This window comes from Palleronia rufa, assembly GCF_000743715.1.
GTDB classification, from domain to species: Bacteria; Pseudomonadota; Alphaproteobacteria; order Rhodobacterales; family Rhodobacteraceae; genus Palleronia; species Palleronia rufa.
On record NZ_JQEY01000001.1, the window covers coordinates 373,064 to 386,264 of the forward strand.

General features: G+C 68.5%; 12 protein-coding genes. 7 read left to right on the forward strand and 5 right to left on the reverse strand.

The genetic code is table 11. The features are described from left to right. The first annotated feature begins 35 nt into the window (after positions 1 to 35). Together KW83_RS01815 and KW83_RS01820 are read left to right on the forward strand one after the other, a co-directional pair. The gene (locus KW83_RS01815; RefSeq protein ID WP_036173603.1) at positions 36 to 3,251 is read left to right on the forward strand and encodes a valine--tRNA ligase; all 3,216 of its coding nucleotides are present in this window, start codon (positions 36 to 38) and stop codon (positions 3,249 to 3,251) included. Further along, positions 3,248 to 4,369: a pyridoxal phosphate-dependent aminotransferase gene (locus KW83_RS01820; protein WP_036173605.1), complete on the forward strand. Its 1,122-nt coding sequence runs from the start codon at positions 3,248 to 3,250 to the stop codon at positions 4,367 to 4,369. Before KW83_RS01815 ends, KW83_RS01820 begins: the two co-directional genes overlap by 4 nt. A gap of 27 nt (positions 4,370 to 4,396) precedes the next feature. On the opposite strand, the gene KW83_RS01825 is transcribed toward KW83_RS01820, so the two are convergent. Further along, entirely contained in the window at positions 4,397 to 5,590 is a 1,194-nt protein-coding gene (locus tag KW83_RS01825) for a pyridoxal-phosphate-dependent aminotransferase family protein (protein ID WP_036173607.1), read from the reverse strand. Between the two features lie 75 nt (positions 5,591 to 5,665). Between KW83_RS01825 and KW83_RS01830 the strand changes: the two genes are divergently transcribed. The 4 genes from KW83_RS01830 to KW83_RS21680 are packed head-to-tail and all read left to right on the forward strand — an operon-like array spanning position 5,666 to position 8,990. Continuing rightward, positions 5,666 to 7,432 (forward strand): ABC transporter ATP-binding protein, encoded by a 1,767-nt coding sequence (locus KW83_RS01830; protein WP_036173609.1) that lies wholly within the window; start codon positions 5,666 to 5,668, stop codon positions 7,430 to 7,432. Further along, positions 7,429 to 8,157, forward strand: a complete 729-nt coding sequence (gene ygfZ, locus KW83_RS01835; protein ID WP_036173611.1) for a CAF17-like 4Fe-4S cluster assembly/insertion protein YgfZ — start codon at positions 7,429 to 7,431, stop codon at positions 8,155 to 8,157. The genes KW83_RS01830 and ygfZ overlap by 4 nt, the downstream gene beginning before the upstream one ends. Continuing rightward, a complete protein-coding gene (locus tag KW83_RS21675; RefSeq protein ID WP_268745523.1) occupies positions 8,150 to 8,653 on the forward strand; it encodes a fructosamine kinase family protein in 504 nt (167 codons plus the stop codon). Before ygfZ ends, KW83_RS21675 begins: the two co-directional genes overlap by 8 nt. Beyond that, positions 8,607 to 8,990 (forward strand): fructosamine kinase family protein, encoded by a 384-nt coding sequence (locus KW83_RS21680; RefSeq protein ID WP_327203955.1) that lies wholly within the window; start codon positions 8,607 to 8,609, stop codon positions 8,988 to 8,990. The genes KW83_RS21675 and KW83_RS21680 overlap by 47 nt, the downstream gene beginning before the upstream one ends. A gap of 1 nt (position 8,991) precedes the next feature. On the opposite strand, the gene KW83_RS01845 is transcribed toward KW83_RS21680, so the two are convergent. Together KW83_RS01845 and efp are read right to left on the reverse strand one after the other, a co-directional pair. Then, positions 8,992 to 10,596, reverse strand: a complete 1,605-nt coding sequence (locus tag KW83_RS01845) for a sodium:solute symporter family transporter (RefSeq protein ID WP_036173613.1) — start codon at positions 10,594 to 10,596, stop codon at positions 8,992 to 8,994. A 60-nt stretch (positions 10,597 to 10,656) separates the two neighbouring features. Further along, complete coding sequence (gene efp / locus KW83_RS01850) at positions 10,657 to 11,220, reverse strand: elongation factor P (RefSeq protein ID WP_036173615.1); 564 nt, start codon at positions 11,218 to 11,220, stop codon at positions 10,657 to 10,659. Positions 11,221 to 11,432: 212 nt separating this feature from the next. Between efp and KW83_RS01855 the strand changes: the two genes are divergently transcribed. Then, positions 11,433 to 11,756: a DUF6280 family protein gene (locus KW83_RS01855; RefSeq protein ID WP_036173620.1), complete on the forward strand. Its 324-nt coding sequence runs from the start codon at positions 11,433 to 11,435 to the stop codon at positions 11,754 to 11,756. A gap of 108 nt (positions 11,757 to 11,864) precedes the next feature. On the opposite strand, the gene KW83_RS01860 is transcribed toward KW83_RS01855, so the two are convergent. Then, a complete protein-coding gene (locus KW83_RS01860; RefSeq protein WP_036173623.1) occupies positions 11,865 to 12,431 on the reverse strand; it encodes a hypothetical protein in 567 nt (188 codons plus the stop codon). Positions 12,432 to 12,450: 19 nt separating this feature from the next. Continuing rightward, positions 12,451 to 12,942, reverse strand: a complete 492-nt coding sequence (locus KW83_RS20365; protein WP_152563443.1) for a hypothetical protein — start codon at positions 12,940 to 12,942, stop codon at positions 12,451 to 12,453. Positions 12,943 to 13,201: the final 259 nt, after the last annotated feature.

Consider the following 13,201-nt stretch of genomic DNA (forward strand, 5'->3'; position numbering starts at 1 on the left):
AGCCGCGGGCGACCCGGATCGAGGACGACAGACCCATGCCGATGGAGAAACATTTCGACGCCGCCGAGGCCGAGCCGCGCATCTTCGCCGACTGGGAGCGCGAGGGCTGCTTTGCCGCCGGCGCCAATGCCGCCCCCGGCGCCGCGACCTTCTCGATCATGATCCCGCCGCCCAACGTGACGGGCAACCTGCACATGGGCCACGCCTTCAACAACACGCTGCAGGACATCCTGACCCGCTGGCACCGGATGCGCGGTTTCGACACGCTCTGGCAGCCGGGCACCGACCACGCCGGGATCGCCACCCAGATGGTGGTCGAGCGCGCGCTGGCCACAGAGGGCCGCCGCCGCACCGATATGAGCCGCGAGGCGTTCACCGCCCTCGTCTGGGACCAGAAGAAGCGGTCGCGCGGCAACATCAAGATGCAGCTCGACCGTCTCGGCGCCTCCTGCGACTGGTCGAGAGAGGCGTTCACCATGGCCGGCGCGCCGGGTGACCCCGAGGGCACGGCGGGCGGGCAGGATTTCCACGCCGCCGTGATCCGCACCTTCGTGGCGTTCTACGAGGATGGCATCATCTACCGCGGCAAGCGGCTGGTGAACTGGGATCCGCATTTCGAGACGGCGATCAGCGATCTGGAGGTCGAGAACATCGACCAGCCCGGACACATGTGGCACTTCAAATACCCGCTCGCCGGCGGTGAGACCTATACCTATGTCGAGCGGGACGAGGACGGGACCACGCTCTTCGAGGAGGAGCGCGACTATATCTCCATCGCCACCACGCGGCCGGAAACGATGCTGGGCGACGGCGCCGTGGCGGTTCATCCATCGGATGAGCGTTACGCGGCAATCGTCGGGAAAATCTGCGAAATCCCCGTCGGGCCGAAAGAGCAGCGCCGCCTGATCCCGATCATCACCGACGACTACCCGGACCCCGCCTTCGGTTCCGGCGCGGTCAAGATCACCGGCGCACATGACTTCAACGACTACGGCGTGGCCACCCGCAACGGCATCCCGCTCTACGCGCTGATGGACACCACCGCGAAGATGCGCAGCGACGGGATGCCCTATGCCGATGCCGCGGCGCTGGCGGGCCGGATCGCGCGGGGCGAAGAGGACGCCCCCGCCGACGCCACGCCGATCAACCTGGTGCCCGACGACTACCGCGGCCTGGACCGGTTCGACGCGCGTGCCCGCGTGGTCGCGGACATCACCGCCGAGGGCCTCGCCGTCATGGTCCCCGCGACCGACCCGCGCCTCGGCGCCAGGGCCGCCAGGCCCGACGCGGCCCCGGAGGAAGGCGGCGAGTCCCGGCTGGATCGCCTGGTCCCGCTGGTGGAGGAAAAGGTCATCACCCAGCCCTTCGGCGACCGATCCAAGGTGGTGATCGAGCCGATGCTGACCGACCAGTGGTTCGTGGACGCCGCGCGGATCGTCGGCCCCGCCATCGACGCGGTGCGCGAGGGTCAGGCCCGTGACGCCGGCTCGTCGGACGGCACGAAGATCCTGCCCGAGCGCGACGCCAAGACCTATTTCCACTGGCTGGAGAACATCGAACCCTGGTGCATCTCCCGCCAACTCTGGTGGGGGCACCGGGTGCCGGTGTGGTACGGGATCGACCTGCACACCTCCAGCTTCCGCGACGACGAGCAGAACGACGCGCTGGACGAGGTCGAACTGCTGGCGCTTCTGACCCGCGATCATCTCGTCCATTCGGGCAACCATCGGCACAGCGCCATCGCCGTCGACGGCGTTGTCGAACGGTTCCGCGACGACATCGCCGGTCTGCCGCACCCGCTGAACACCGCGCGCGTGATCGAGGTCCGGGACCGCGAGGCCGCCGTCCACGCGCTGGCCGCGTCGCTGGCCGAATACAACGTGAGCCAGGACGCCACGAAGCTGGTCTATCCCGTCTACCAGGACCCCGACGTGCTTGACACGTGGTTCTCCTCCGGCCTCTGGCCGCTGGGCACGCTGGGCTGGACCGGAGACCCGGAGACCGACGCGGCAAACGATGCGCTGCAGAAGTATTTCCCCACCTCCGTCCTGATCACCGGCTTCGACATCATCTTCTTCTGGGTCGCGCGGATGATGATGATGCAGTTCCAGATGGTGGGGCAGAAACCTTTCGATACCGTCTACGTCCACGCCCTCGTCCGTGACGAGAAGGGGCGCAAGATGTCCAAGAGCCTCGGCAACGTCATCGACCCGCTGACGCTGATCGACAAGTACGGCGCCGACGCGGTGCGGTTCACGCTGGCGTCCATGGCCGCCATGGGTCGCGACCTGAAACTCAGCGAATCCCGCGTCGCGGGCTACCGCAACTTCGGCACCAAGCTCTGGAACGCCTTCCGTTTCGCCGAGATGAACGGCGCGTTCGCAGGGTCCTACAGAAGTCATACGGATCTCTCACAGGTGTCCGACCTGTCTCGGACGACGAACCGCTGGATCGTCGGAGAGCTCTCCCGCACCGTCGAAACCGTGGATGCCGCGCTGTCGGACTACCGCTTCAACGACGCCGCGAACACGCTCTACGCCTTCGTCTGGGGCCGGGTGTGCGACTGGTATCTGGAACTGGCCAAGCCGCTCTTCGACGACCCCGACGCGGCGCAGGAGACCCGCGCGACCCTGGCCTTTGTGCTCGACCACTGCCTTGTCCTGCTGCACCCGTTCATGCCCTTCGTGACGGAGGAGCTGTGGGGCCAGACCGACCGCCCCGGCCGTCTGGTCCATGCAGACTGGCCGCGGCTCGACGCGGGTCTGGTCGATGCGGCGGCGGATACTGAGATGTCCTGGGTCATCGGCCTGATCGAGCAGATCCGCTCGGTCCGGGGCGAGATGAACGTCCCCGCCGCGCTCAAGGCGCCGCTCTTGATGGTCGAGCTGGACCAAGCCGGGCGCACCGCCTACGCCCGCAACGCCGCGCTGATCGAGCGGCTGGCCCGTACGGAGCCGGTGATGGAGGCCGCGGAGCCGCCGAAGGGCGCGATGATCCTGGCCGTGCCGGGCGGCAGCTTTGCGCTGCCGTTGGCCGACATCATCGACGTGGCGGCGGAAAAGGCCCGCATCGACAAGTCCCTGGCAAAGATCGGCAAGGATATCGGCGGGCTGGAGGGGCGGCTGAACAACCCCAAGTTCCGCGCCTCCGCCCCCGGGGATGTCGTGGCGGAGACAGAGGCGCTGCTGGCCGAAAAGACCGCGGAGCGCGCGCGGCTGCAGGCGGCCCGGGCGCGCTTGGCGGAGTTGTGAGCGACCCGCGCCTCACCCCCCTGGCGGCCTCCCTGCCCGCCTCGGTCCCGTTCGTCGGGCCGGAAACCCACGAACGCCGCATGGGCCGCCGGTTCGACGCCCGGATCGGCGCCAACGAAAGCACCTTCGGCCCCTCTCCCCGCGCGGTGGAGGCGATGGCGGAGGCGGCAAGGGAGGCGTGGAAATACCCCGACGCAGAGAGTTTCGACCTGCGGCAGGCCCTGTCGGAGCACCACGGCGTGCCGTTCGACTCCATCGTCATCGGCGCCGGGATCGACGGGCTTCTGGGCTCTCTCGTGCGGCTGACCGTGGGCCCGGGCGACCGCGTCGTGACCTCCCGCGGCGCCTACCCGACCTTCAACTATCACGTGGCGGGCTACGGCGGAGAGATCGCCACCTGCGACTACCGCGACGACCATGAGGATCCGGACGCGCTGGTGGCCCTGGCACGACAGACCGGCGCTAAACTGATCTACCTGTCGAACCCCGACAACCCCATGGGAACATGGCACGAGGCCGGGCGGGTGGCGCGCATGATCGCGGCCGTCCCGGGTGGCTGCCTGCTGGTGCTGGACGAGGCCTATGCCGAGTGCTCCGATCAGGATACCGCGCCGGCGATGGACCCGTCGGACCGCCGGGTGATCCGGCTCAGGACCTTCTCCAAGGCCTACGGGCTGGCCGGGGCGCGCATGGGCTATGCCATCGGCCACCCCGACCTGATCGCCGCTTTCGAGCGGGTGCGCAATCATTTCGGCCTGAGCCGGGTCAGCCAGGCGGGGGCTCTGGCCGCGCTGAGGGACCGGGACTACCTGTCGCTGATCCGCGGCCGGATCGCCGAGAGCCGCGCCCGGATCGCCGCGATCGGGCAGGATCATGGCTTCGCCGCCGTGCCCTCGGCCGCGAATTTCGTCGCGCTCGACATGGAGCGCGACGGCGCGTTCTCTGCGGCCGTGGTCGCGTCCATGGGCCGGCGCGGTGTCTTCGTGCGCAAGCCCGCCGTCGCGCCGCTCGACCGCTGCCTGCGCGTCTCCTGCGGCGGCGAGGCCGAGATGGCGCTGTTCGCCGCGGCCCTTCCGCAGGCGCTGGACGATGCGCGGGCCGCACACGGCGACGCCTGACCGCGCGTCGGCATCGCGCGCCGACCGCTACTTTCCCGCGCAGATCGCCGCTGCAGCCTGAAGGGCGCCCGGACCATGGGGGATGTCGAGCGCGGTCAGGCCGGACTCGATGACCCCCAGCGCGCCCAGGACCATGTGGGCGTTCAGATGACCCATGTGGCCGATGCGGAAGAACCCGCCCGCGTCCGGACCGCCCGGATCGGCCATCCCGAGTCCGATGCCCAGCGTCACCCCGCCCTCGGCCGCGCACCAGCCGCGCAGACGCTCGGCCCGGTCGCCGCCCAGGCTGAGGGCGGTGACCGCGTGGCTGCGGTGCCCCGGTGGCGCGTTGATCCGCAAGGGACCGTCCGCCCCCCAGGCCTCGACCGCCGCCCAGACCGCGCGGGCCAGGGTCTCGTGCCGGGACCAGACCGCCTCCATCCCCTCGTCCAGCAGCATGTCGAGGGCCGCGCGCAGTCCGAACAGATGATGGGTGGGCGCCGTGCCGCAGAAATGCTGGTAGTAGACCTCTGGCCGGCAGCGCGGCCGCCAGTCCCAGTAGGGGCTGACCGCGGCCAGCTCAGCCCGCGCAGCCTGGGCCTTTTCGCCGATCCACAGGATGCCCAGCCCGGGCGGGGTCATCAGCCCCTTCTGGCTGGCCGTCAGCGCCACGTCCACGCCCAGCGCGTCCATCTCGAACCGGTCGCAGGCCATGCTGGCGATGCAGTCGGCCATGAGCAACGCCGGGTGTCCGGTGTGGTCCAGGGCCGCGCGCAGCGCCGACAGGTCGTTTCGGATGCCCGTGGACGTGTCCACATGGACCCCCAGGACCGCCCGGATCGTGTGGTCGCGGTCTTCTGCCAGCGCGTCGGCCACCCGCTCCGCGTCCAAGGGCGCCGCCTTGCCGTATTCGACGATCCGCGCCTCCGCCCCCATGGCGCGGGCGACCTCGGCCCAGCCATGGGCAAAGCGGCCCGTCGCGGGGACCAGCACCGCGTCCCCCGGCCGCAGGACGTTGGCAAGGGCCGCTTCCCAGGTCCCGTGGCCGTTGGCGATGTAGATCGCGCAATCCGCCGTGGTGCGCGCCACGGTCTTGAGGTCGGCGACGATGCTGCGGGTGATCTCGACCAGTTCGCCCTCGTAGATGTTCGGGGCGGCGCGATGCATGGCGGCCAGCACCCGGTCGGGCATGACCGACGGGCCGGGGATGGCAAGGTAGGGGCGTCCGTGGGCAAGGCTCATGCGCGCGGTTTGGGACAATCTCCGCGGCCCGTCAATCGCTTCCCCTTGGGTTTCAGGCGCGATAGGTGCAGGTCCATGTCCCGCGCCGACCCCCTCTCGCAGACATCGCGGGCCCTGATGGGCCGGCTCTGGCGCGACTACGTGCGCCGGCACTGGCGGTGGCTTCTGGCCGCCGCGGTGCTGATGGTGGCCGAAGGCTCCACCCTGGGCCTGCTGAGCTGGATGCTCCAGCCGATGTTCGACCGCGTGTTCGTGGCCGGGGACGGCTCTGCGATCTGGTGGGTGGGGGGCGCGATCTTCGCGCTCTTCGTGGTCCGGGCCGTCACCGGCGTGCTGAACCGCGTGATCCTGACGCGGGTGGCGCAGTTGACCTCTACCCGGATGCAGACCGACCTGCTGGCCCATGTGATGACGCTGGATGCCGACTACTTCCAGGCCAATCCGCCGGGCGCCCTGATCGAGAAGGTGCAGGGCGACACGCTGGCGGTACAGAACATCTGGCAGGTGCTGATCCAGGGGCTGGGGCGCGATGTGGTGGCGCTGGTGTCGCTCTTCGTCGTGGCGCTCAGCATCGACGTGGGCTGGACCCTCGCCGCCGTCGTCGGCGTCCCCATCCTGATCCTGCCCTCGATCTTGCTGCAGCGCTACGTACGCCGCAAGACCGGGCAGATGCGCGCCACCGCCCATGCCCGCGCCACCCGCCTGGACGAGATCTTTCACGGTATCGCCGCGATCAAGCTGAACGGGATGGAACGCTACCAGCTGGGCCGGTTCCAGGGCCTCGTGGACGCCATCGTGCGGGCCGAGATCAAGAGCGCGGGCGGCCGCGCGATGATTCCCGGCCTGATCGACATCGTCACCGGGCTGGGGTTCTTCGGGGTGCTGCTGCTGGGCGGCAGCGATATCCTGGAGGGGGAAAAATCCGTCGGCCAGTTCATGTCCTTCTTCACCGCCATGGCGCTGGCGTTCCAGCCGCTCCGGCGCATCGGCGGCATCGCCGGCACCGCCCAGGTCGCGGCCGCGTCGCTGCAGAACGTCTATGCCATCTTCGACACCGCCCCGCGCCTTGCCCCACGGACGGGACGGGCCGCTCCGGCCACGACCCCGCCGCGCGTCACGCTGGAGGACCTCCATCTGGACTATGCCGACACGCCGGTGCTGCGCGGCGTGACCTTCACCGCGGAGGCGGGCCGGACCACCGCGCTGGTGGGCGCATCGGGGGCCGGAAAGTCCACGATCTTCAACACCCTCACCCGCCTGGTCGAGCCGGACAGGGGCCGCATCACGCTCGACGGCGTGCCCATCACCGACCTGTCGCTTGCCGACCTGCGGTCCATGTTCTCGGTCGTCACCCAGGACGCGCTGCTCTTCGACGAGACGATCCGCGACAATATTCTGGTGGGCCGCGACGACATCCCGCAGGAGCGCCTGCGCGCTGCCGTCGAGGCCGCCCATGTCAGCGATTTCACCGACGATCTGCCGGGCGGGCTCGACACCCGCGCCGGCCCGCGCGGGTCCGGCCTGTCGGGCGGGCAGCGCCAGCGCGTGGCCATCGCCCGCGCGATCCTGCGCGACACGCCGATCCTGCTGCTGGACGAGGCGACCTCGGCGCTCGACGCCCTGTCCGAGCGGCTGATCCAGGAGGCCCTGTCGCGCCTGTCGCGGGGCCGAACGACGCTGGTGATCGCCCACCGCCTGGCCACCATCCGCGACGCCGACCGGATCGTTGTCATGGACCACGGCCGGGTGGTCGAGCAAGGCACCCACGACAGCCTCCTTGACGCCGGCGGCCGCTATGCCGATCTTTACCGGCTGCAATTCTCATCCCCGGAGGACACATGACCCGCACCATCCTGGCGCTTACCGGCGCGGACCGCGTGGACTTCCTGCAGGACCTCGTGACCAACGACATCACCCGCCCCGAGCGGCTGACCTACGCCGCGCTGCTGACCCCGCAGGGCAAGTATCTGGCCGATTTCTTCGTCGCTCACGACGGCGAGCGGCTGCTGATCGACGTGGACGCGGATCTGGCCGACAGCCTGTCCGCGCGGCTCTCCATGTACCGTTTACGACGCAAGGTGGGGATCGAGGCGACGGAGCTGGGCATCACGCGCGGCACCGGCCCGGCCCCAGAGGGCGCCCGGGCCGATCCGCGCCATCCCGACCTGGGCTGGCGGGCCTACGGGGCGGGCAGCGGCGACGACGGCACCGACTGGGACGCCTTGCGCGTGGCGCTCTGCGTGCCGGAGGCCGGGATCGAACTGGTCCCGAACGACAGCTACATCCTTGAGATGGGGTTCGAACGGCTGAACGGCGTCGATTTCCGCAAGGGCTGCTACGTGGGCCAGGAGGTCACCGCGCGAATGAAGCACAAGACAGAACTCAAGAAGGGCCTTATGACCGTCGCGGTCGATGGAGAGGTTCCCGTCGGCACAGAGATCACCGCGAACGGGCGTATCGTCGGGACGCTCTACACCCAGTCCGGCGGGCGCGCGCTGGCCTGGCTGCGGCTGGATCGGGCCGGACCGGATATGGAGGCTGGCGGAGCGCGGGTCGCCCTTGGCTGACACGCCCCCGCGCGACGCCATCGCGCGGCTTGCGGGCTGTTCGGTGGTGGACTTTCAACCGCTGTCGGGCGGTGACGTGTCATCGGTCGCGGCGGTGCGGCTTGCCGACGGGCGCCGGATCGTGGCCAAGAGCGGCGGCCCGGTCCGGGCCGAGGCCGACATGCTCCGCGCCATCGCCGCGACGGGGTGCCCGGCGGCACGGGTGGTCGCGGTGAACGACAGCTGCCTGCTGATGGAGCGGCTTGCGGAGGGTCGCGCCAGCGATACGGGCTGGGCACAGGCAGGCCACGCGGTCGCCGCGCTCCACGCCGCCACCGGTCCCCGGTACGGGTGGGAGACCGACCATGCCATCGGCCCTGCCTTGCAGCCCGCCGCGCCGATGGACGACTGGCCGGCCTTCTGGGCCGAACGCCGCCTACTGGCCGGCCTTCTGGGCCGAACGCCGCCTGCTGGCCTGGCCCGAGGCCCTGCCCGGCGACGTTGCCAAGCGCCTTGACGCCCTCGCCGCGCGGTTGCCGGACCTGCTGCCGAAGGCCCCCCCGGCAAGCCTGCTGCACGGCGATCTCTGGACCGGAAACCTGATCTTCGACGGCGCCTTTCAGGGACTCATCGACCCGGCCAGCTACTACGGCGATGCCGAGGTCGACCTGGCCGCGCTGACCACCTTCGGCACCCCGCCCGCAAGCTTTTGGCACGGCTATGGCCCGCTCCGCGACGGCTGGCAGGACCGCCGCCCCGTCTACCGCCTGTGGATCGCGCTGCTGCACCTGCGGCTTTTCGGCGGCGGCTATCGCGGGATGGTCGAGACCTGCCTGAACGCGGCGCGCGTCTAGCTCACCAGAGCCAGACCACGAACCCGACGGTCGCCACGCCAAGGCTCAGGGACCAGAGCAGCGGGCTGAAATACCACGGGCTGCCGATCTGTCCAAAAACCTCGCGCGTTTCGTCCGCGGACCAGACCAGCTCGTCCACGCCCTCCTTGTTCGGACGGCGCGTCGCGGCCGAAATGCCCAGGTTCACCGCGATACCCGCAAAAAAGAAGATCGTCCCCATCACCGTGTAATGGACCGGCGGCAGGCCGACGCTTTCCCAGACCCCGGACACCTCCTTGAGGATGAAGATCGGGATTCCCACGACGAGCCCCAGCACGATCGTCCAGAACGCGCCATTGCCGTTCGCCCATTTCACCGTCAGCCCGACCATGTAGGTGGCCACGATGGTCGGTACGATATAGCTGAGCGACGATTGGAAATACCCGAAGAGAGAGCCGAAATTGCCGATGAAGGGCGCGTATACCGCGGCGAAGGCCAGGAACCCGCCGGTCGCGATCTGGCCGATCAGGACCAGTTTCCGGTCGCTGTAGTCGGGCTTGGCGGGCTGGATGAAGTCCTTGACCACGAGCGACGACAGCGCCGTGGCCGCGGAGTCCACCGACGACATGATCGCCGCGATCAGCGCCGCCATGATGATGCCGCGGATCCCAATGGGCATGAGTTCGAAGGCCAGTTTCGGAAACGCGAGGTCGGGCGTCTCCAGGTTGGGGTAGAGCTTCAGCGCGATGATGCCGGGTATGATCATGATGAAGATGTTTGGCAGCTTGAGGAACCCTGCGAACAGCGCTCCGATCTGGCCGTTCCGCAAATCCTTGGCCGCCAGGGTCCGCTGCGCCACGAACTGGTTCATGGTCCAGAGGTAGAAGGACAGCAGCGTCACCCCCCAGAGTCCGTGCCAGGGCGTGAAGTCGTTCGTTGTCGGCAGGATCAGGTGCTGCTTGCCCTCATCCACCCCGACCCAGATCTGGTCCCAGCCGCCGATCTCATTGAGGCCGAGGACGAAAATCAGCAGCCCGCCGAGGATCAGCAGGATCGACTGCACCGTATCCGTCACGACCACCGCCGCCAGCCCGCCCAGCACCGTATAGAGCCCGGCGATCAGCGCCAGCGTTGCCGTTGCGGTCCAGATGTTGAGAAAGGAGAACGTGTTCGCGATCACCAGCCCGCCCGCGTAGAGCGCGCCGGCCACGTCGATCAGCATCACCGCCAGGATGGTGAACAGCGAATACGCTTTGCGGGACCGGACATCGTAGCGCTTTTCCAGGAACTCCGGCGTGGTGGCGATGCGCGCACGCAGGTATGACGGCAGGATGAAGATCGCGAATGCGATCAGCACGATCGCGGCGGTCCATTCGTAGTTGTAGATCGCGATGCCGTTGGCATAGGCCCCGCCCATCAGTCCCACGAAGCTGGAACCTGACATGTTGGACGCGAACAGCGAAAACCCGATCACGAACCAGCCCAGGTTGCGGCCGGCAAGGAAGTAGTCGTCGGCGTCGTCGCCGCGCACCTTCGAATGATAGAGCCCCAGCGCAAGGACGCCCGCGAAATACGCCGCAACGATCAGATAATCGATCCAGTGCAGCTCGAATTGCGCCTCACCCATTACAGACCACCTCCCGGTACCCCGGGGTAATCACGGAACCGAGAGGTCGGTTCCCGCAAATCAGGCGCGTTCGGAATATTCCATCGTTTCGGTGTTGACGATGATGTACTCGTCCTGGCCCACGAAGGGCGGAACCATGACCTTGACGCCGTTGTCCAGGATCGCCGGCTTGAAGGAGTTGGCCGCCGTCTGCCCCTTCACCACAGGCTCTGTCTCGACGACCTTGCATTGGACCTTCTGCGGCAGGGTCGCATTGAGCGCCTCGGCATCGTAGTATTCGATCTGAATGATCATACCGTCCTGCAGGAACGGACGACGGTCGCCCAGGATCTCGGACGGAAGCTCGATCTGCTCATAGGTCTCGCTGTCCATGAACACCAGCATCCCGTCGGTTTCATAGAGAAACTGCTGGTCCTTCTGCTCCAGGCGCACGCGCTCCACCTTGTCGGCGGAGCGGAAGCGTTCGTTCAATTTCGACCCGTTCCTCAGGTTGCGCATTTCGACCTGGGCGAAGGCGCCGCCCTTGCCGGGCTTCACGTGGTCGACCTTGACGGCCGCCCAGAGTCCCCCGTTGTGGTCAAGGACATTTCCGGGGCGGATCTCGTTTCCGTTGATCTTCGGCATGTGGCGAAACCATGGCAGACGGTTGATGAAACGTTGCTTGCGCCTATATCTGTCACTCGGCCGGTACGCAACATGGCCTATCTAGAAGGCGGACCGCCAAAGCCATGCATTACCTGCATGGGTGATATTCTGAATAGACAACCCTCATGGCCCGCAAAGCGTCCATAAGGAGCGTTACGCCCCAAGCCAAGAGCAAGAACAAGGAACGACGAATGGCCGACTTCGTTGATGGAACCGCATTCAACCATGAGCAGGGCAACCGCGCGCGAAAACTCTTCGCTGCCGTGGTCCTCGCCGCTCTGGACGATGCGATCGCCGACGACAAGAAATACGGCAACGGTCCGGAGCAGATCGCGCGCTGGGCGCGGTCGCGCGACGGCCGCGAAGTGCTGAGTTGTGCCGGCATCGACCCCAACGAGCGGGTCGTGAACGGTCTCATGGAGTTTGTCCGCAAGGGTGTGCGGACTTCCGTCGCCCTCAGCCGCGAAGAGAGCGAGCGCCGCAATGCCGCTCTGGCGGAGGCGGAGGCCGCCTGAGGCCTCTGCCAACGGGCCGATCAGAGGATACCGATGGACGCCGCGGACCCGCTTCGCGGCGTCTTTCCGTCTGTCCGGGCCCGGTGCGTGCCGCGGCCGGTCCCAAGGTCAGAACATCACGCTCCAGATGGCAAGCGGCGCCAGTTCGGCCAGGGCGATGACACCGAAAGCCACGCGCCAGACGCGGGCGTAGGGCTGCCGTATCAGCGCGACGGCAAGGCCCAGAGCCCCGGCCATCTCGATCGCGGTCCAGATCCGGCCGAACGTGCCGTCCCAGTAGGACAGCGGCGAATAGAATTTCCAGTCCGTCAGGGGCCAGAACTGCATCCGCGCGTCCTGCCCGTGCAGCAACAGGTCGGTCGCCAGATGCAGCAGGGCCGCTCCTGTCAGGGCGACGGCCCAGCCTGATCCGGCCCGGATGGCCAGCGCGCAACCGATGCCCCACAGCACGATGCTGTTGTCCACGGCGAAGACGCCCTGCCATGCGGCGGAGTAGTAGAGCGTCCCGAACACGCGCTCGGGCGGGATGCCCATGACCCCGATCGCCACCCCCGCCATGAGATAGAGCGACAGGTCCGGCGCAAACCCGCCCAGAACGGCGCCCCAGGTCCGGCGCGGGTCGTCCGGACGCGCGAAGACGGCGGCGCCGAGAAGCAGATGTGCGGGCGTATTCACGCGACTGCCCGGCGCTCCGTCATTCGTCGTCGCGGGTGCTCAGGTGGCGGGCCACTTCGCGGCGGACCAGCTTGCGGATATTTCCGGTGACCTTCTGGCCCGTCGCGCCCGACAGCTCCTTGCGCACCACATCGGCAATGAGATCGCGAAGCATGTCCTCGGTCAGGGACGACGGATCCAGGACGGCGTTCCGCGCGGCCTGGCGTGGCTCCATTTGCGCTTCGCCACCCCTGCGGTGAATAAAGCGCGGCGTCGCCGTGGGCTGGTCGGCATCATTGGCCGCATCGGCGGTCCGGGGGCCGCCGGGCTCGTGCGCGGCTCCGTGCGCCGACACGCCCCCGCTCCTTGGCCTGAGGGTCTCGTCCGGCCCGTCCGCCTGCGCCGCATGAGAAGCCGACACCGCCGCCTTCAGCGCCGCAACCTGCCGTTCGAGCGCCTCCAGCGAGCCTGCATCCGCCCTGTCCCGCGCAGTTTCCGGGTCGCGGACCGCCTGCCGGATCTGGTCGGCCATATCCGCGCCGGTATTCCTGCCCTGCGGTCCGCCGGACGGCGCATCCTCCCGCCCGTCCGGGGGCGATACGCTCTGGGCAGCCACTCCTCTCGCCGCCCCGTCATGGGAGAGGTCGTCACGGAACACGTCGTCGGCCGCCCCTTCGGAGCCGGGCGGCCTGGCCCGAGACGCGGCACCGGCGTCTTCCGGGCTGCCGCCGTCCTGCGCCGCTCCGGTCTTCGCGGGCGCGGCGGCCACTGAGCCGGCAGCGGGACCGTCG

Coding starts and splice junctions, on each gene's coding strand:
- KW83_RS01815 (WP_036173603.1), top strand. CDS start 36: ATGCCGATGGAGAAACATTTCGACGCCGCCGAGGCCGAGCCGCGCATC.
- KW83_RS01825 (WP_036173607.1), bottom strand. CDS start 5,590: ATGAGCCTTGCCCACGGACGCCCCTACCTTGCCATCCCCGGCCCGTCG.
- KW83_RS01830 (WP_036173609.1), top strand. CDS start 5,666: ATGTCCCGCGCCGACCCCCTCTCGCAGACATCGCGGGCCCTGATGGGC.
- ygfZ (WP_036173611.1), top strand. CDS start 7,429: ATGACCCGCACCATCCTGGCGCTTACCGGCGCGGACCGCGTGGACTTC.
- KW83_RS01845 (WP_036173613.1), bottom strand. CDS start 10,596: ATGGGTGAGGCGCAATTCGAGCTGCACTGGATCGATTATCTGATCGTT.
- efp (WP_036173615.1), bottom strand. CDS start 11,220: ATGCCGAAGATCAACGGAAACGAGATCCGCCCCGGAAATGTCCTTGAC.
- KW83_RS01855 (WP_036173620.1), top strand. CDS start 11,433: ATGGCCGACTTCGTTGATGGAACCGCATTCAACCATGAGCAGGGCAAC.
- KW83_RS20365 (WP_152563443.1), bottom strand. CDS start 12,942: ATGGCCGACCAGATCCGGCAGGCGGTCCGCGACCCGGAAACTGCGCGG.